Genomic DNA, 19057 nt, shown 5'->3' with positions numbered 1-19057 from the left:
AATAAAGGTTTGTCCGGTACCAAAGAAGCTCAGGCTTTCCAGCCATGTGCATCGCGTACCTTAATCATGGCTGCCAGGATATTGTTCCAGGTATCCTGCTTACTCATCACTGCGTTGGGAAACATACATCCATCCCAGCAGATATGCTTGAAAGCTTTGGTAAGCTCACCTTTTTCATCTCTCAACCAATAGCCGGCGTCCTCTGCAATTTCCAATTTACCATTGGGATCATTGGCCAGACAGTGCCTCCCGGTCTTGTCGTGAGATCCTGAGCCAAATACCGTAGCATCATTCTGCGCCACATGGAAATCTATGGTCCATGGCCGGAGTGCATCGGTCATTTCCTTCAGTGCTGCCTTCCAGACAGACCGGTCTTTCCAATCATACCCCTCCGGCAAAATCCTGTGTTCCGGGTAATTGTATCCCAGCGTGTACAACAGGGTATGTGCCATATCGGCTTGAAAACCGACATAAGGGCTATCTACGGATTCCAGGGTTTCCAGCATGGTTTTCCAACTGTGCATTCCTCCCCAGCAAATTTCGCCCTCAGCAGCAAGCTTTTCACCGTAATTCTCAGCGATTTTGCAGGCTTCCTTAAAGGTCTCCACAATGATTTTCTGACTGCCTTTGGGATCTTTGGCCCATTGCTCCGGGCTGCTGGCGGTATCTACCCGGACAATGCCGTTGGGCCGGATACCTGCATCTCTTAGCTTTGATGCCAGCTTGCATGATTTCTCAAGCAGATCCAGATAGGTAGCCCGATCTTCTTTTGACCCCAGGATAGGACCTCCCCAGATGGGCGCCACTACCGAGCCGATCTCCAGATTATAGGAAGAGACTTTGTCTACAAGTTTTTTCACCCCGTCATCGCCCATTTCCAGATCAATGTGCGGATCAAAAAGACCTATATCCACCCCATCAAATTTCACACCGTCTACTTCTGCTTTAGCGGTATTTTCCAGCATTTCATCAAAGGAAATGATGGGTTCTGAATCTGGCCCCTTTCCTACGATTCCAGGCCAGGTGGCATTGTGTAACTTTGGAAAATTATTTTGGGACATAATATTATTTTTTTTATTATGAATAGTTGATTGAAATTAAAATAAAGCTTTGTGAAAGGTGACAGCTCTCTGGCTCCCGGAAATCTGCCCCCTAAAAATCCTCTTCAATTTAGTAAATAACTGAAAGAATCCCAGAATTTAGCCGGATTCCGGCTGTATTACGTGCTAAATCCTACATTTTCAGGTCAGGATTGCCGGGGCCAAAATGCTTGAGCATCACGATAGGATCCGTTTTGGAATGATTGCTGATCCTGATGCCTTCACTCGCGGCCTTCTCCGTTACGAAATATTCATCGTTCGTCAACTGTCCATAACGGATCAGGGCGGGTGTTTCCACATCCCAGACGCCCATGGTGCCATGCCCCTGCATCATGATCATCCCATAAGCCGCACTGTCTTTGATCGTTACTGTCTGTCCGGGCATAACGGTAAGCTCTTTCGCACTGAAAGCATCCGACCGGTAACAGATCCAGTTTTCCACATACCCTTCTGCTTCCATGGCCCCCTGGTCCTTCACCGGTTTTGGAGCCATAAAACGGGTTTCCAGAATGTTCGGGTCTACATTGAGCTCCCAATCGATTACTTCCATCAATTGATCGTAATCTCCCATACGGTCCTTGGGTGTTCCTTTCCAAAGCAGCTCTTCCGGGATAATGGCCTCATTGACCAGAGACTGGTACATGGCAAAAACATCGGATGCTTTCTGAGGCTCGTAGGTACACATACTTCCAGGCGCATGCAGCATGCCCGGAGGCACATCCCAGCCGGTGCCGGGGTCCAGTTTAAAAGCCTGGGAAAAACTGGTGATCTTATTGTCGCCCTTGGTGAAGTTCATCAGGCATTCCTTGATTTGCTCCCTGGTCGTACCCGGGGCGATACCAAAAAACGTATAGGGAAAGTCACCCCCGTGGTTGTTTAGCTGCGGAGGAAAATAATAGGCTTCCGGCTTCCCTTTCATTCCTATCTTGGCAGCATGCTCATCATTGTGATGGATATGGTGAGGAAGGGGACCCATATTGTCGAAAAACTTGGAATACATGGGCCAGCTCTTGTGCTCGTTCCATATCCGATCTCCAATGATCTCTCCCTGAAGTTCGTCGATCAGGTCTTTCAAAAGAAGCTGCTCTTCCTTCCCAGCGGCACCGACTACCACCTTGCTCAGCCCTTCATGCTTTCCTGTAAGGGGCCCGTTTTCGGCAGGGGTGGTAGAGGAAAGCCAGCGCTCATCAATACCTCCCCGTTCGCCTCCCAATACATAATAATCGTCGGGATGGAGTTTTATCCTTCTTCCGGGAACACAGAAAGACCGCGGTACCCAGGTAGGTGCCAGCCGCAAAATACCCTGACCCTCTTCTAATGCTTTTTTTGCCAAACTCATAGGTTCTAATTTGATTTATTGTTGAAGTTGCACACTAAATTTTATTTTACAAATATCTCAATATCCTCCGCTTTTGTCAGCAGGTCAAAACACAATTTGTAATTGCGTTTTTCTCCGGGCTGAAGCATGATCAGTGAACCCTCTTCCCTGGCCCTGCGCTGGCCGATTGGGGGATGGGTTCCGGGCTCCAGTGCCGTTACATACTCATTTTTTCCCCAGTGTTGCCAATTGATCAGCCAGGGCAATTGCTTCCTGTCAAACCTCATGCGAAGGGCGAAACCCAATGCGGGATTAAAAATGCCTGCATGGCAAAGCCCGTCGGACTCCACTTCCGGTTCTATGAATGCCACATCTTCTCCGAATCCGTCATGATCCTTTCTGGGTGGGGGACATCGTCTGAAATCGTTCTCATCATTAAAAATCCGGTTTTTAGGGTCCCCGTCAGCGGCCCTCCATTTACCCTTCCAGACAATACGACTGCCCTCATCTATCAGGGGCCAGCCAAAATTAACATGATATAGCAGCATATGTGGGCAAGCAACATTTGAGGTATTGGTGACCTCATCGCTGATTGTCAGACAGGCATCTCCCAGCGTCCCGGAAATGGTCCTTTTCAAAACCAAATGGGGACCGAATACGCTGCTTTCCCGGACGACACCGGTAATGTGCATGTCCAGGTCTCCATGGATTAGATCCGGTTGTTTGATCTCCAATATTTCGGCGGGCTGGTTGGATATCTTTCCATGTAGGCCACGTTTCCCCTGCTCATCTGCCTCAGGACCACCCACGTGGCTGAGCCCGCAGCTGGTGAGCAGGCCGCCGCCAAAAGTACTCAACCAATCCAATCCTTCTGCAGTGAAAGGTGAGGGAGGGGTAATCCCCACCTGGCTGATCCAGGACAATCCATGAGATCCAAAAGCTGCAGCCGATATATCCATGGCCCGGTCCAGCACAAGCTGGTAACGAAGACCTGACCCGGTGTCGACCCAGGCAATGCGTACGCCTTTGCCGGATCCATTGTCAAGCACAGAGGTCTCAATACCTCCAATCTGCCTGACGTTGCCTACTTTTCCTTCCCATGGATGTTTTCCTGCCTGCATAAAATTGGTTTGTTGGATACAATTTAATTAATCTGATATTATCAACTATCCTGTTCTTTCGGGTATGCCTGCGGAAAAGTCATATCCCTGCGTCTTTCAGCTTACAGCTCCTTGATGTAGATATTTTTGTAAGCAACCTGCATGGGAGGCCCCACATGCACCTGCATTCCCAAATATCCTTTCATTGTCCTATTGGCAGGATCTTCGTCGGTCACATCACTCATCAGCGTTCCATTGATGTAGTGCTGCAGCCTGTTGCCTTTAGCGATGATATGAATTTCATTCCAGTCATTGGACTTGACATTTTTTTTCATTTCTTCCCGGTCTCCCAGTTCTTCCACCACTTCCAGGCCAAGCCAGGCATTTCTTTCTACATTGGCTCTCAAATCGCCCTCCTTCTCCTGTGGGTTGATTTTTGTTTTTTGTCCGATATAGGCAAGGGTGGTCCTTTTTCTTTCTTCATAGTTTTGCCCGGTATAATTGTTGCGACCGTCGATATCTGCCTGGTATCCCTTTAAAGCATGATCGAGCCCCTCTACAGGTTCACTCCGGTAATTCACACCTGAGTTTCCTGCCTCCGTGATTTTAAATTCGGCCTTGAATTCAAAATCTGCGGGCTGCCCACCCTGCCAAATGATAAAGTGGTTTCTTTCCAGGGTAGTCTCTTCGGTAATTTCGCCGATCAAAGCACCATCTTCGACGCGCCAGTAGGTAGGATCTCCATCCCAGCCGTTCAGGGTGCTGCCGTCAAATATCTGTTTAAATCCATCATTGTCATCCTGCACCTGCACGGCTTCTGCCACGCTCTCGGTTTCGGAATCATTTTGCTGGCCGGATCCACATGCAAATGCCAGCGTGGAAAAAACCGCCATAAGGGTCATTCGGGAAAACTTCTTCATCGGAATACTGGTTTGGTTTAAATTTTTCAGGCCAAACAAAAATGCCTGGCCTGAAATATGGTTATTTATAGAGAAATATTATTGGTAGACCTCATGGTTGGGGTTGCCACCCGACACGAGGTAGGCCATCAGATCTTTGAGTTCTTCTTCGTTCAGCCGGTTTACCAATCCCGGCATCATGACAGAGACATCAGATTCCTTGATGCTGGTCACCTGATCCTTAGGGACCTCCTTGATCACTTCGGGTGCAAATGGATTCTGGGATACGTAATAGGTGTCATCGTCCTCCCGGATCAACCGGCCTACGACAGAGGATTTATCGCCCATTACAAAGACCATGGCAGCATACTGGTCTGAAATCACCGCACTGGGGTCTAAGGTAGCCTCCAGTATATCTTTTGGCGTAAAGCGGGTTCCCAACTGGGTCAGATCCGGCCCTACAGCTCCGCCTTCTCCACCAATGGCATGACAGGAGCTACAAAGTGCGGCTGCATACATGGCCTTACCTTTTTCCAGATCCCGATCGCTCAGGTCTTCTACCAACGGTGCCGCCTCGTCAACTGTCCACCTTCTGCCGGGGCCCTCGGGCTGCACCGCAGACACCGCGATGTCATTTCCGGAGCCAGTAAGCAGCTTGCCCCCGGATAATTCATCATACCGTTCGTATTGGGATTGAGGCACCGTGCTCAGTGCCATCTTTCTTGCCCTGTCTATAAATCCAACGTAGCTTCTGCCTCCCTTGTATTGAAAGGCATTGTGGGTCCAGTTGAAATATTTCTCGTAAGCTTCTTCATCCCAACCAGCCTTGGCACCACCCAGTACGGTAGCATAATAGGTTTGCTGTGCAGGGGGTACATTGGCCAGCATGTTGGCGATATCCAGACCATATTGAGGATTTCTCATGATCAGATCTGAAGAGGCGGTGAGCGTCTTCTGGAAATTAGGATCGTCTTCAGCGCTTTCCAGCAGGCTCAGCAACTGTGGAACGGCAGACGGAGCTTCCAGTGCCACCAACACTTTGCCCAATACCCTGTTCAGGCGGTTGCTTTGGGCAGGAAAATGTTCATCCAGGTAGCTGATCAATTGATTCCTCACTGCTCCGGAAGGATTGCCATGCCGGTCAATTACCACTTCTACTGCCCTGGAAAGGTCCATTTGATCCTGTTCATTCAGAGCGCCGTAATCTATCCCCATCAAAGCCTGTAACATGGCATCTCGCTGAGAGGAGCTACCATGTCTGGCCAGGGCAATCATGGCCTGGGTCAATGTTCTGGGATCTTTTTCATTCAGCGCCTTGCTTTGCCATTCTGAAAGCGGCTGGTGTTCTACGGCAATTCTGGCAGCATACTGCACAAACCTGTCAGAATGCTTCAGGTAAGGCCAGGCAAAATCGATTGCCCCGGATTGGGGACCGCTATGGTAGGCTTCCAGTTTACGACGTATCTGGTGTTCTTCCGGCAGATCTGCCTCTGTCAGGCCACCATTCTCATCGGCACTCAGGTCTCCGGTATAATGCACCCTGTACAGATCTGACTCCAGTCTTCTTCCTCCGGTCATGAAATATAAGGCTCCATCAGGGCCGATTACGCCATCCGTAAGCGGCAGTGGCGATCCTGAAATAAATTCTTCTCCGGTAGCCTTATAGGAGCCGCCTTCGGGTTCAAGATTTATTTTGTACATGATGCCAAAACTCCAGTCAAAAGCATATAAGGCATTCCTGTAAGATGCGGGAAATTTGGCCTTTGTGCCATAAAATACATTGGTAGGAGAACCCTGCCCAATATTGAGAATTGCAGGAAGGTTGTCGGTATAGTCAGGAGACCATTTTTTGTTTCCTGTTCTCCAGCCATATTCGCTGCCGCTGGTTACATGGTTGATCCTGGTAGGTCGGTACCAGGGCATGCCAAAATCCCATTCCATATCCGAGTCATAGGTAAAGAGATCCCCCACCTCATTGAAGGCGATGTCAAACGGGTTTCGATAGCCTACACTGATCAGCTCCCACTCTTTTCCTTCCGGATCAATTTTGGCTACCCATCCTCCCGGTGCGCCCCTGTTATTGGCATGTCCTCTGGGGTCTTTAATTTCCGGGATCAGGTTATCATCGGCCCATACTCTGGGGATCCGGTAATGGTCCATTTCAGGCACATCAATGTGATTGCCAACTACAATGTATATGGATTGTCCATCAGGTGAGACCACCATGCTGTGGGGGCCATGTTCACCCGGACTACCGGTAAATTCTTTGATGGTGGTGATTTTATCGTATTGATCGTCTCCATTGGTATCCTGTAAACGATAAAGACCGGTTTCTTTGTCGAAATTCTCGTTTGCCCGGTTGTTTACCATCACATAAAGGCTATTAAAGGCATAAAGTAAACCCTGGGCATAGCCCATCCCGATTTTTCCATCCCCGTTCTCCCCTATGATGAGTTTCTCCACCTTCGGAGTCAGCGAATCTGAACCGATAGCAGGTACCTCAAGCCGGTATATCGCCCCGTATTGGTCTACGGTGAGCAGCCTGTCCTTGTCGTCAAAGGTCATGCCCACCCATGAGCCCTGCTCATGTTCTCCGGGACTGTAAAGGTGCTCGGCTTCAAAGCCAGAAGGTAATTTCAGCTTGGCTACCTTGGGATGCACATCCTTTTGCTCTCCACTGCCTCCATCGCCGCAAGCTCCGGCAATTGCCAGAATGATTACGGCCATCAGCCAGTTTTTCATTGAATTTCTGTTATACATATGATTGTTATTAATTGGCAATTCTTTATTCAAATGATCGTAAAGAAACCTGCTTAAAATTAAACCAATTGGCCCGCTTATTAAAGCCAGTAATAGGAAAATTACACCTTTGGTAATAATTAACCAAAAACAGCGGAAAGCCATGATGCTCTCCGCTGTGTCTTTTTGGCTGGGTTACACCGCTGATTTCATATTTTTCAACGTATCAGAAATGAGGGGTAATCTCTGCTTCGGCAGCAGGCAGCGCATAGTATTTGGTAATATTGGTAAAGGCATTGGAACGGAAGGTGGCACCTTCAGGATAGTAATAGTCCTGTGGGTTGGCCAAAGCCCTTTGACCAAAATCACCAATAATTTCCTGTACCCTGTCGGCACGGGTGATGTCAAACCACCTTTTGTTTTCAAAAGCCAGCTCTACCCTTCTCTCCTTGAAAATGGCTTCCCTCATGTCTGCCTGACCGGATGCACTGGTATTTCCAAGCCCCGCACGATTCCTTACCATATTCAGGTAGCCTGCAGCCTCTGCGGTTTTGCCCTGCTCATTCAATGCTTCCGCCAGGAAAAGTAATACTTCTGCATAGCGGTAAATTGGCCAGTTGATTCCATGATTTCCATGCAGGTCATGGTGCTTGGCATATTTCTTAATGTAAGGATAAACCTTATCATCCCTGTCGCTCCCTGAAATTTCTACATAAGCTATGGAAGCATCCTCTCTCAAATCGCCCTCTTCGTAAGCCGCAATGATGTCAGGTGTAGGAATGTTATTTCCTTCGCCATCCAAAGGCTGGGGATTGGAAGTCCCTGTAATGGGTTGCAATTCATCAGGCGATATGGGTCTGGGCATGAAACTGTACAGAAAGCTGCTGTTCAATCCCTCAGGACCTTCCAGATACTGCACTTCAAAAAGGGATTCGGCATTGTTTTTATTGGCAACGCTTTCTGAAAACACATCGGCGTAATTTTCGATCAACTCATATTCGCCACTGTTTTCAATGGCCTTCAGCAAGGTTTCGGCTTCTGCCCAGCGCTTTTGCGTGATAAACACATCTGCCAGCAACATCTGGGCAGCGCCTTTGGAGGCCCTGCCTACTCCCTGCTGGGAGCGAACAGGTAAAAGATTGATCGCAGACTGAATATCGCTGATAAGCTGGGTATAGATTTCAGCCTCTGGCGTCAAAGGCAGGGCAGCTTCTTCCCGGGTAGTAACCGGTGTAAGGTGAAGGGGAACACTACCGAAGTATCGGGCCAGTTCATAGTAGGCATACCCGCGCAGGAAAAGCGCCTGACCTTTCAGGTTGTCCTTGGTAGCCTGATCAAAGTTCACGTCATCGATCAGGTCCAAAATCTGATTGGTTCTGGCGATGATCAGGTAATCCTGACGATACTGGTTCAATACATGCGTATTGGAAGTGATTCCCTGTGCTTCAGGCAGGGCATGATCAGAAAGGTCTTCCTGCTGCTCGGTAGCACCAAAGTTGATATTCCGCGCATAGATGGTGTTGTCGGAGCGCATTTCGCAAAGCAACCAGGAACGGTCGTTGGCAATGGTACGCAAAGGTGCATAGGCTGCATTGACAGCCTGTTCAAAATCCGACTCCGTTTGATAGAAGGTGGCCGAACTCAGGGCCGTCTCCGGAGCAATGGTCAGGAAATCTTCACAGCTTGACAGCATGATCCCCAAAACTGCTATTATAATATGTATTTTTTTCATTTCTTAGTCAATTTTAGATGAATAGCTTCTTTAGAAGGTAATGTTGGCACCTACTGTAAAAGTTCTTGGCACGGGATAACCGGTAAGGTCTATACCAGGACTCAGGTTACCGCCATCGCCACTTCCATTATCTTGCTGACTTACTTCCGGATTGGGACCACCCCAATAAGGAGTGAAAATATACACGTTTTGAACAGACGCGTAGACCCTGGCAGCTTTGATTACATTTTTAATGGCTCCTATATTGTACCCCAAAGTAATGTTTTTGATGCTAAAGAAGGAAGCATCCCATACAAAGTTGCTGTTTGCCCAGTCTCTTTCGATACCGGTCACATTACCTCCACCCACGGTGGTCCCGAAAATGCCTTCACCGGGATTTTCAGGAGAACGGAAACGATCGGTAGCTTTCTGTACCATATTGAACACCCCATCCAGGTTAGCTGTACTGTAAAGGTGTCTCATGTACAACTGATTGCCATAGGAACCGGATCCGATGATATTCAAATCCCACTTTCCATAACGGAAATTATTGGTGATTCCGTAGGTAAAATCAGGGAAAGGGTTGCCGATTATGGTTCTGTCATCGTTATCCCCGCCAATGGTAATGATGCCATCTCCATTTACATCTTCCAGTTTGATCGAACCAACCGTAGAGCGGCCGGGTACCTGTGGAGAGCTGTTCAGATCTTCCTCATTCATGTAGTTGCCCAGCTTCCTCAAACCGTAAAACTGGCCAAATGGCTGCCCTACCTGGGTTATGTGGAAAGTACCATACACCCTGTCGATACCTTCGGCGAGATCCAATACCTTGTTTCTGTTAAAGGAAATATTGGCATTGGTGGTCCATACCAGTTTCCCCTGGGTATTTCTGGAAGTGATGGCAAACTCATGGCCCCAGAATTTGATCTCACCAATATTATCGGTGAAGCTGCCAAATCCGGCTTCCTGCGGAATCTGCACGTTGTAAAGCAGGTTGGTGGTGTTTTTAGTATAGAAATCGTAGACAAACTGAATGCGGTCGTCAAGTAATCCCAGATCCAGGCCGATATCGAATTGGTGGGTAGTTTCCCATCCCAGGAATGGGTTTTGTAGTGAGGTAACGGCCGCCCCAGGTACTACCGTGTTATCGAAAACATGGTTTACCGTATTGTTTACCAGGGCATATTGGGTATAGTTACCAATATTGTTGTTTCCGGTTACGCCATAGCTACCCCTTAGTTTCATGAAGGAAACCTTGTCGCTGGTATTCAAAAACCCTTCGTCAGACATCACCCATCCTGCAGATACAGAAGGGAAGACACCCCAGCGGTTTTCAGAGCCAAATCGGGAGGATCCGTCTGCCCTGATGGCCGCAGTCAGCAGGTATTTACCCTGATAATTGTAAGTCAGCCTACTCAGGAAAGAAGTCAAGGCCCATTCCTGTACATCCGATATGGTGCTGCCTCTATTGATATTGATGGCTCCCTGTACGGTAGGTAGGCGGTCATCCGCATAGGTATTGGCGGCCACCTGGGTACGGTCCAATCGAAATTTCTGATTGGTAAAACCTCCCAGCAACTGGAAATTGTGATCGTTGATGGATTTAGTATAGGTTACCGTATTTTCATTCAACCAACTGAATATTTCCCGATTATCACGGACAGAAGACGCCACCGTGGGAATGGCCACATTCATGCCAGGTGTGGCAGTGGAAGGGTTGAAATAGAAATACTTGCTGTTTCTGATTTCGGCGTTTATGGTGGACTTGATTTCGAGACCCTCTATGGGCTGGTATGACACATAGGCATTAGACAGCAAATTGGTTTGCTTGGTCTCATTGGTGATTTCAAGGGCAGAACGCACATAATTGGGATAGGCGAAAATATTTCCTGTTTCACTCGGAAAGCGATTGAAATACGTCAGCTCCCCATTTTCATCGTAAATGGGCATATTTGGCCAGGTATGTAGTGCATTGAATAATATACCCGTTCCTCTCGACCCGTCTGTTCTTGGAGTATTGTCTCTGACGTAAGTGGGAGCGAGGTTAAAACCCAAAGTCAATTTATCATTAGCGGTGTAATCAGTGTTCAACCGCAATGAAAACCGCTCGTAGTCAGTATTTAATACCACACCTTCCTGATCAAAATAACCTCCGACCACTGAGGTGCGCATTTTCTCAGTATTGGAGTTAATCGTCAGGTTATAGTTGGTGATAGGAGCCGTTTGCAATAAGGCATCGTACCAATCCTGGGTTTGACCCTCGTACGAGGAAGGATTCTGAAACATTTCCGGAACCGGACGTCCTGCGTCTTCAAAATACTCCTTTTTAAATTGCGCAAACTCAACTGCATCCATCATTTCCAGTCGGTTATAATGGGGGACGTTTTGCAATCCTGTGTAAACGTTTAGGGATACTGAAGATTGACCGGCTTTTCCTCTTTTGGTTGTAATCAAAACCACACCATTTGCAGCCCGGGATCCGTATAAGGAGGTAGATGCAGCATCCTTGAGAATGGTAATATCCTGGATCTCATCCGGATTCAAGGTAGCAATGTCTCCGGTAATCGGGAAACCATCCACCACATAAAGCGGCTCACTTCCTGCAGAGACGGACAATTGTCCCCTGATCCGGACATTCATGCCCTGACCTGGTTTACCTGTGGTCTGGTTGATTTGTACACCAGCTAGTTGCCCTTGCAGTTTCTGGGCCATCTGCGGAGCAGGGATGTCCATCAGGTCATCGCCCTGAATCGTTTGTACAGCCCCGGTAATTTCCTTTTTCAATTGGCTACCATACCCCACGACCACTACTTCGGTCAGGTCGCTCATAGAGGACGCCAATACGATCTCATACTCCGTCTGCCCTCCCTGGACAGTTACTTCCTGGGTGCTGTAGCCGATATAGCTCACAGACAATACCTCGCCCGGGGCTGCCTGCACCTGAAACCTGCCGTCCAGATCGGTGACGGTTCCCCTGGTGGTACCCTTTACGAGGACAGAAACTCCCGGAAGGGTCTCATTGTCTCCTTCAGAACGCACCACACCCGAAACGGTGTCCTGTGCATAGGAAACGAAAGTCAATAGCATGGCCGCCATGAAGGCAATCAGGCGCCTGCTATCCAAAATTGGGTAACAATCTTTTTTCATAATTTTTAGGTTAATTTACATGGATTTATCCTAACATCCTCACAGGCATGCCTGTGAAAATTTCCGGAATTAAACACATATATTTTTTACAGCCATCCTGTACTGTGCTGAATAGATTTTGCCAATATAGATTCTGAAAAAATATTCATTGCTGTATTTTATCTGAGCGAAAAAGGACAAAACAGTATATTATTCCTAATGTTATCTATATTAGGGGCAGTAGGAATATATAATTAGAATGTATTGAGCTTGATAAAAATTTACTTTTGATAAGAGGAAAATTATCGGAAAGACAAATCACCGGAAAACTGAGCTGATGGCTTTGCTTTCCGGTGATAAAAATCATGTAATATCCGGACCTCAATAACCTGGATTTTGGGTCAAATCCGAATTGATCCTGATTTGGTCCTGAGGGATCGGAAACAAGATTTCATGGGCCTCAAAAATAAAATCTCCATTGGAAAAGGGGATGCCTTCTCTTGATGTGGTCGGATCTGCCCGCTCTCTCAATCCATAGTCATTCAGGAAAGTAACCAGCTCCTGAGTACCCATGGTTCTCTTCAGGTCAAACCAACGGTGATTTTCAAAGGCCAGTTCAATCCTTCTTTCCTGCATTACAGCCTGACGGAATGCATCCTGTCCCAAACCACTCAGGGGTTCCAGACCTGCCCTTTCCCTTACATCGTTCAGATAACCATATGCGGCTCCGGTGGGTCCATCTGTCTCATTGATGGCCTCTGCAAGCATTAGCAATACATCTGCATAGCGGATTACCGGCCAGTTGTCATTGGTGACCCCGCGGATGGAGTGGGGATGATTGTACTTATTGATGAACGGTACCGGCACGTACTCACCATCCAGGTCGGTGAAGCCTTCTTTTAAAGAAACGTCCTTCCTCAGGTCTCCTTCTTCATAGGCCGCAATGATATCATTGCTGGGTGTATTCCATCCGCCACCTTCCTGTCCTGGAAAATCGATCACTGCTCCGAAAGACTCCCGTGGAGCGAAGGTGTAGATAAAATTACTGTTTACGCCAAACTGATTCTCTCCCTGATACTGGATATCCCAGATGGATTCCTGATGGTTTTTGTTTTGGGGGTCAAAAATGGCAGCATAGTCGGACAACAAGTCATAACCCAGGGTGGTCACCTGGTTTAGCGCCTGTATGGCCTCTGGGTATTGTTTGCGTGTGAGGTGCACTTTTCCCAGCAGGCTCAGTGCTGCACCTTTGGTCACCCGCCCTACCTCATCGTCATAGCTCACAGGCAACGCATCTACCGCGGCATCCAGGTCTGAAATTATTTGCTGGTAAACTGTCTCAACAGGCTGTCGCTCATATTCGAAAGCTTCTGCAGGGGAGCTTACAGGTTCGGTGATCACAATCACGTCGCCAAAGTGCTGCACCAGGTGAAAATACAGGTATGCCCTGATAAATTTCATCTCCCCCTCTGAGCGGGTTTTTATGGCATCGCTTGCATTGGCATCCGGAAGCTTTTGCAAAGTGGTATTCACGTTTACCAGTATTCCGTAGGTACTGTTGTAAAGGTTTGTAATATTGGGTGTAGCCGGATTGTACTGCCAGAATTCCAATGCCTCCAGGGCAGGCCCCTGTCCCCGGTTTCCCGGATTGAAATGCAGGGTGGTATTGTCTGAAATAAATTCCGTGTATTGCCATTGGTTCAAGTGCAAAGGTCTCAATTGCCCATAAACTCCATTGACGGCCTGAATGAGTTGACTTTCGGTCTGGTAAAAGTTGTCGGCAACCAGCACGGTAGGATCTGTTTTGTTCAGAAACTCTTCGTCGCAAGCGGTAAATGCCAGCAAAGCTCCCAGACAAAGGGATTTTATATCTGTGTATTTTTTCATCTCTTCGGTAGTTTACTGTTAGAATCTGATGGTTGCTCCCAGGGTAAAGGTTCTGGGCATGGGATACGCTTCGTCATCCACCCCAATATTGATTCCTCCTCTTCTGTTGATCTCCGGATTGGTGCCGGGAAATGAAGTGAAAAGGAAAGGATTCTCTGCGCTGAAAAACACCCTGGCATTCGGGATCACCTCATTCTGGGGGATTTTGTAGCCCAGGGTAATGTTTCTCAGCCATACATGGCTTGCGTCATATACATACCTTGAGTTGGATTCGCGCTGCCACTTCCAGGTGTTGGTGGTAGCACCTCGTCCGTCACCGGGATTTTCTGCCGAACGCCAGCGATTGATCCCTGACTGCAGGATGTTGAATACCCCGTCCATGTTCATGGTGGTGGCTTCAATGTTTCGGAAAACATCGTAGTCAAAGGCTCCGGTAAACATGAAATTGAAGTCAAAATTTCTGTAATCTCCTCCCAGGGTAAAGCCCAGCACATAGGCGGGATGGGGATTACCGATTTCGATCATGTCCTGTTGGTCGTAAGAGATCTCTCCATCTCCATTGGCATCAAAATATTTGTAGGTACCCGGAATGGCACCGTCTTGGGTAGGCCAGGCTTCAATCTCATCTTCTGTATCAAATATACCCATCATGCGGAATCCATGCAGCATAGCCAGAGGACGACCTACTTGTGACACATTGTAGGTACTGTAGAAACCTCCCGACCAGATTTCATCGTTTTCGCCCCTGATTTCAAGCACCTTGTTTCTATTGATCGTCAGGTTCAGGTTACTTCTCAGATTGAGTTGGTTGACCCTTGTCCGGTAGTCCAGAGCCAATTCCAGTCCCCGGTTTTGTACCTGGCCCACATTGTCCAATGACTGTGTAAATCCAGAAATCACTGGCATCTCAACCGACAGCAGCATGTTGTCGGTCAATCTATTATAGTATTCCGCAGTAAAGATCAGCCGGTTGTCAAACATGGCCAGATCCAGTCCTATATCTGTCTGCTGGGACTGTTCCCAGCCCAGATTGGCGTTGGCAAAATTAGACAATACCTGCCCGTTGGCAATAGTCCCGCCCAACACGTAATTGGAGATACGCATATTGGACAAGCTGGAATAATTTCCGATAGCATTGTTACCGGTGATGCCATAACTTGCCCTTAACTTCAGGTCCGTTATCCAGTTGGTTTGCGGCATAAAGGATTCTTCTGATATGCGCCATCCGGCAGAAAATGCAGGGAAATTACCCCATTTATTATTGGCACCAAACCTGGAACTCCCCTCTCTTCTGTAGGAAGCAGAAAAAAGATATTTATCATTGAAGGAATAATTGGCTCTGGCAAAATAGGCCAGCAAACTCCAGTCGGCCTCACCCGAGGTAGACACCTGGCGGATCGCTGCACTCAGGTACCTGACCTGGTCGTTGGCAAACTCGTTACCATTACCCTGCAGGTATTTATAGGTTTCTTCCTGGGCCGAAAATCCCAAAAGGCCCTCTACTCTGTGGTTGCCCAAAATTTTATTGTAGGACAAAAGCTGGTCTGCGGAAATGTTCAGGATCTCATTTCGTCGCTGATACAGGGTAGCTTCTCTGGGAGGTGCTTGATTAAACCCGGGGCCGGCAAGTGTGGAAGGCCGAAACTCCTTCTGATCTGTATTTTCCAAAATGGCATTCACGGAAGTTCTGAATTTGAAATCCTTGAGAAAGGAAAATTCCAGATAGCCGTTGGTCAGCAGGTTGTTTTCATTCAAGGTCCGCTCCATTTCCATCAGTTCCTGTACCACATTGGCCGTTCCGAATACCCCATGTGTGCCTCCGATAAAATCATTGAAGCTGCCGTCTTCATTATAGACCGGATACCGGGGATCTGCCCAAAGTGCCCTGCCGATCAGCGCATCTCTGCCATCCGTTGAGGCATAATCTTCTCTCGAGTGCGAGGCGGCAATGTTCCAGCCCATACTGATGAAATCGTTGATCTTGCCATCAATATTGGCCCGCACGTTGAACCGTTCAAAGCCAGTCTCTATCACTGCGCCTTCCTGATTGACATAGCCGACCGACACCAGCGAGCGAATATCGCCCTTGCCAGCAGATAGGGTAGCGTTGTAGTTTTGGAACCTGGCGTTTTGGTTCATGATCTCTTCAAACCAGTCTGTAGAAATGGTGGTCTGCTCCGGAAACCTGAATTCCAGGGGAATTTCTTCGAGTGCCGGCTCGCGCTGCTCAAAATACCTTATGCGATCTACAAAGCTATCGTGTTTGAACTGTGCGAATTCGGGACCACTCATCATGCGTGTTCTGCGGCCGTCCGGCACGTTCTGAATACCATGATTGACCACAAAGTCCAGATTTACAGTACCTTCCTTGGCGGATTTGGTGGTGATCAGGATTACGCCATTGGATCCTCTGGCACCGTAGATGGCCGTGGAGGCCGCATCTTTCAGCACGGTCATGCTTTCAATATCCGCCGGATTCAGGTTCTGGCCCAGGGAGGTCCCCACCGGAAATCCATCCACCACATACAGGGGTTGGCTTCCTGCTCCCAGGGAGCCGATTCCGCGGATGGTAACTTCCATTTCCTGACCGGGTCTTCCGGAATTTTGTCTTACCTGCACACCCGCTGCCTGCCCCTGTAGCAAGCGGGAAACGTTGGTGGTCGGTACCTCGCCGATGTTTTCCATGTTGATCACCGAGACAGCAGAGGTGATGTCTGCTTTCCGTTGTGAGCCGTAGCCTACGACCACAACCTCACCGAGATCGCCCATGGAAGCTTCCATCGTTATTTCGTAGCTGGTCTGGCCCCCGGTCACCGCCACTTCCCTGGTTTCAAAACCAATAAAACTGACCGTAAGTACTTCGCCGGAAGCGGCCTGAATGGCAAAATCCCCATCCATGTTGGTAACGGTGCCGCGCGTGGTACCCTTTACCAGGATGGATACCCCCGGGAGGGGTTCGCTGTCCTCTGCGGCTATGACCTTTCCTGTGATCTGACCTGCCTGCTGGGCATAGCCAGAAAAGGTCAATAACAACAGAAAAGCCATTACAGCTATGCCTGAGCAGCTCAGGGCAGAATAGTAACATTTTTTCATTGTTTTTTGAGTTTGGTTAAAATCGGTTCATGATTTTAAATAAACCCATATTCCCTAGAAATACTATCCTGCACTATCCTGTTTAATTAAAATTATATAGCGGTATAAAACTAAATAAAAAGTAATATATATGGTATATTTTAAATTTAATAAGCAAAAATTAAAGATTCTGGGAGGAAATGCCACAGAAATAAAAAAACTACAACCCGGAAAACTGGATCAGCTTTCAGCTTCTCCAAAGCGTAAACAACCGCAAAGGCTCTCCAGACAGATCTGCCTGAATTCCTGGTACCTACAGGCCCCATCTACAGGATAAAGGCAGGTATCTTGCTGGCCCCCGGGCATAAAAAAAAGGGCCGAGTGGCCCCTTTATCCTATGCTACCAGTAAGTTGATCCTTATTTTTTCAACCTGATTTTCTCCTTGATCTTGGCAGATTTTCCTTGTCTTCCTCTCAGGTAGAAAAGTCTTGCCCTTCTTACCTTTCCTTCCCGGAGCACTTCAATTTTTTCCAGACTGGGAGAGATGATGGGAATAATTCTTTCCACTCCAATCCCGTTGGATACCTTTCTTACAGTAAATGTCTCACCGTTAGTGTTGACATTTTTCCTTTGGATTACAGTCCCCTGAAATTGCTGGATACGCTCTTTGGTACCTTCAGTAATTTTCACGTGGACGTTTACCGTATCTCCGGCTTTGAAAGCAGGAAATTTTGACCTTGCGTCTTTGTAATCCTCTTCTACGAATTTAAGTAGTTCGCTCATTGCTTTACTATTTTGCTTCTCGCTGATATGGATACCCTTCGGATATCCTTGATTGTCTTATTTATCCTTTTTATCTTCTATGTTATCGCCCTTTTCCAAAGTTGGAGTACCAGCAGGTAAATCTGGTCGTCTTTCTCTGGTTCGGCGCACCGATTGTTCAAATCTCCAGGATTCTATTTTGGCCGCATGTCCCGACAAGAGTACTTCAGGCACTTTCCACCCGGCATAGTCTGCCGGCCGGGTATATACGGGCGGAGCCAAAAGGCCATCCTGATAAGAATCTGTCAATGCAGAAGTCTCGTCATTCAACACCCCCGGGAGCAACCGGATGACTGCATCCGTCACTACCGCAGCGGCCAACTCTCCACCTGAAAGCACGTAATCCCCTATACTGATTTCTCTGGTAATCAGGTGCTCCCGCACCCGCTCATCGACCCCCTTATAATGGCCGCAGAGTATGATCAGGTTTTGCTTCAGAGAGAGTCCATTGGCCATGGACTGAGTGAAACGTTCTCCATCCGGACTCATGTAGATGACTTCATCGTAGTCGCGCTGGTCTTTCAGATCGCTAATGCAGCGAATGATGGGTTCTACCATCATGACCATTCCCGCGCCCCCGCCGAAAGCATAATCGTCTACACTTTTCTGCTTGCCGATACCATACTTTCTCAGGTCATGGAGCCTCACTTCTGCCAGCCCCTTTTCTTCTGCTCTCTTTAAAATAGAGTGCGAAAAGGGACCCTCCAGCAGGCCCGGCAGCACCGTAATGATATCCACCCGCATATCAGTCTTCCAGGTAAATGTCAAGCAAGCCTTCCGGCAGCCGGCAGAAAACTTTTTTCTCTGCCTTATCTACTTTTTGCAGGATTCCTTCCTGAATCGGGATAAGCACCTCTTTGTTTTGGTATTCCATTCCCAGCAAGTCCTGGGTCTCCAGATCATATATCACCCGAACCTCGCCAAGTTGCCCCAAATTTTCGTCCACCACGGTAAATCCGACCAGATCGTGAAAATAATACTGGTCATCTTTGAGTTTCGGTAGGGAACTAAGGGGAAGAAAAAGGCCGGCGCCCACCAATGGTTTTACCTGATCTACATGGTCAAACTCCTCAAATTTTGCCAAAAACTTATTGTTTGGCTGAGGGACCATGTGTTCCAGAATGAAAGGTACCAATCGGCCTGATTTTTCTACAAAAACATGAGGCAGATCCTCATAGTCTTCGGGAAAATCCACATCCAAAACCAGCAAAAGTTCTCCCTGCAAACCATGAACTTTGGCGATATGGCCCAATTGAAAACAATTGTCTTTGTTCATGGCTAA

Annotated in this window: 13 protein-coding genes; 1 reads left to right on the top strand and 12 read right to left on the bottom strand. The window is 47.9% G+C overall.

The features are described from left to right. Nucleotides 1–29: 29 nt before the first annotated feature. The 9 genes from BUB19_RS01405 to BUB19_RS01365 all read right to left on the bottom strand — a co-directional run bounded on the left by BUB19_RS01405 (nt 30) and on the right by BUB19_RS01365 (nt 16973). Complete coding sequence (locus BUB19_RS01405; RefSeq protein ID WP_073090598.1) at nt 30–1061, bottom strand: sugar phosphate isomerase/epimerase family protein; 1032 nt, start codon at nt 1059–1061, stop codon at nt 30–32. Nucleotides 1062–1233: 172 nt separating this feature from the next. Continuing rightward, nucleotides 1234–2439, bottom strand: a complete 1206-nt coding sequence (locus BUB19_RS01400; RefSeq protein WP_073090595.1) for a class I mannose-6-phosphate isomerase — start codon at nt 2437–2439, stop codon at nt 1234–1236. Nucleotides 2440–2480: 41 nt separating this feature from the next. Then, the gene (locus BUB19_RS01395; protein ID WP_073090592.1) at nt 2481–3539 is read right to left on the bottom strand and encodes an aldose 1-epimerase family protein; all 1059 of its coding nucleotides are present in this window, start codon (nt 3537–3539) and stop codon (nt 2481–2483) included. 101 nt (nt 3540–3640) lie between these two features. Beyond that, nucleotides 3641–4438 (bottom strand): 3-keto-disaccharide hydrolase, encoded by a 798-nt coding sequence (locus tag BUB19_RS01390; protein ID WP_073091454.1) that lies wholly within the window; start codon nt 4436–4438, stop codon nt 3641–3643. Between the two features lie 78 nt (nt 4439–4516). Further along, nucleotides 4517–7159 (bottom strand): c-type cytochrome, encoded by a 2643-nt coding sequence (locus tag BUB19_RS01385; RefSeq protein WP_245802750.1) that lies wholly within the window; start codon nt 7157–7159, stop codon nt 4517–4519. 223 nt (nt 7160–7382) lie between these two features. Next, nucleotides 7383–8888: a RagB/SusD family nutrient uptake outer membrane protein gene (locus tag BUB19_RS01380; protein ID WP_073090584.1), complete on the bottom strand. Its 1506-nt coding sequence runs from the start codon at nt 8886–8888 to the stop codon at nt 7383–7385. A gap of 30 nt (nt 8889–8918) precedes the next feature. Further along, entirely contained in the window at nt 8919–12014 is a 3096-nt protein-coding gene (locus BUB19_RS01375; RefSeq protein ID WP_073090581.1) for a SusC/RagA family TonB-linked outer membrane protein, read from the bottom strand. Between the two features lie 360 nt (nt 12015–12374). Then, nucleotides 12375–13880 (bottom strand): RagB/SusD family nutrient uptake outer membrane protein, encoded by a 1506-nt coding sequence (locus BUB19_RS01370; protein WP_073090576.1) that lies wholly within the window; start codon nt 13878–13880, stop codon nt 12375–12377. 18 nt (nt 13881–13898) lie between these two features. Further along, on the bottom strand, nt 13899–16973 hold the full coding sequence (locus BUB19_RS01365) for a SusC/RagA family TonB-linked outer membrane protein (protein ID WP_073090571.1): 3075 nt from the start codon (nt 16971–16973) through the stop codon (nt 13899–13901). Between the two features lie 130 nt (nt 16974–17103). On the opposite strand from BUB19_RS01365, the gene BUB19_RS01360 reads away from it, so the two are divergent. Beyond that, nucleotides 17104–17289, top strand: coding sequence for a hypothetical protein (locus BUB19_RS01360; protein ID WP_073090564.1), 186 nt, complete (start codon nt 17104–17106; stop codon nt 17287–17289). An 81-nt stretch (nt 17290–17370) separates the two neighbouring features. Here BUB19_RS01360 and rplS read toward each other — a convergent pair whose 3' ends face one another. Genes rplS through rimM form a run of 3 tightly spaced genes read right to left on the bottom strand, consistent with a single transcriptional unit; the run spans nt 17371 to nt 19051 of the window. Next, the gene (rplS, locus tag BUB19_RS01355; protein ID WP_073090559.1) at nt 17371–17736 is read right to left on the bottom strand and encodes a 50S ribosomal protein L19; all 366 of its coding nucleotides are present in this window, start codon (nt 17734–17736) and stop codon (nt 17371–17373) included. Between the two features lie 57 nt (nt 17737–17793). Further along, nucleotides 17794–18519: a tRNA (guanosine(37)-N1)-methyltransferase TrmD gene (gene trmD, locus BUB19_RS01350; protein ID WP_073090556.1), complete on the bottom strand. Its 726-nt coding sequence runs from the start codon at nt 18517–18519 to the stop codon at nt 17794–17796. 1 nt (nt 18520) lies between these two features. Then, complete coding sequence (gene rimM / locus BUB19_RS01345) at nt 18521–19051, bottom strand: ribosome maturation factor RimM (protein ID WP_073090553.1); 531 nt, start codon at nt 19049–19051, stop codon at nt 18521–18523. Nucleotides 19052–19057: the final 6 nt, after the last annotated feature.

Source organism: Cyclobacterium lianum, assembly GCF_900143075.1.
In the GTDB taxonomy this organism is placed as follows: Bacteria; Bacteroidota; Bacteroidia; order Cytophagales; family Cyclobacteriaceae; genus Cyclobacterium; species Cyclobacterium lianum.
This window is presented reverse-complemented; position numbering and strand designations above follow the sequence as displayed.

Excerpts from the sequence above, each read along its gene's own strand:
- BUB19_RS01405 (WP_073090598.1), bottom strand. The coding sequence starts at position 1,061 with ATGTCCCAAAATAATTTTCCAAAGTTACACAATGCCACCTGGCCTGGA.
- BUB19_RS01400 (WP_073090595.1), bottom strand. The coding sequence starts at position 2,439 with ATGAGTTTGGCAAAAAAAGCATTAGAAGAGGGTCAGGGTATTTTGCGG.
- BUB19_RS01395 (WP_073090592.1), bottom strand. The coding sequence starts at position 3,539 with ATGCAGGCAGGAAAACATCCATGGGAAGGAAAAGTAGGCAACGTCAGG.
- BUB19_RS01390 (WP_073091454.1), bottom strand. The coding sequence starts at position 4,438 with ATGAAGAAGTTTTCCCGAATGACCCTTATGGCGGTTTTTTCCACGCTG.
- BUB19_RS01385 (WP_245802750.1), bottom strand. The coding sequence starts at position 7,159 with ATGAAAAACTGGCTGATGGCCGTAATCATTCTGGCAATTGCCGGAGCT.
- BUB19_RS01380 (WP_073090584.1), bottom strand. The coding sequence starts at position 8,888 with ATGAAAAAAATACATATTATAATAGCAGTTTTGGGGATCATGCTGTCA.
- BUB19_RS01375 (WP_073090581.1), bottom strand. The coding sequence starts at position 12,014 with ATGAAAAAAGATTGTTACCCAATTTTGGATAGCAGGCGCCTGATTGCC.
- BUB19_RS01370 (WP_073090576.1), bottom strand. The coding sequence starts at position 13,880 with ATGAAAAAATACACAGATATAAAATCCCTTTGTCTGGGAGCTTTGCTG.
- BUB19_RS01365 (WP_073090571.1), bottom strand. The coding sequence starts at position 16,973 with ATGAAAAAATGTTACTATTCTGCCCTGAGCTGCTCAGGCATAGCTGTA.
- BUB19_RS01360 (WP_073090564.1), top strand. The coding sequence starts at position 17,104 with ATGGTATATTTTAAATTTAATAAGCAAAAATTAAAGATTCTGGGAGGA.
- rplS (WP_073090559.1), bottom strand. The coding sequence starts at position 17,736 with ATGAGCGAACTACTTAAATTCGTAGAAGAGGATTACAAAGACGCAAGG.
- trmD (WP_073090556.1), bottom strand. The coding sequence starts at position 18,519 with ATGCGGGTGGATATCATTACGGTGCTGCCGGGCCTGCTGGAGGGTCCC.
- rimM (WP_073090553.1), bottom strand. The coding sequence starts at position 19,051 with ATGAACAAAGACAATTGTTTTCAATTGGGCCATATCGCCAAAGTTCAT.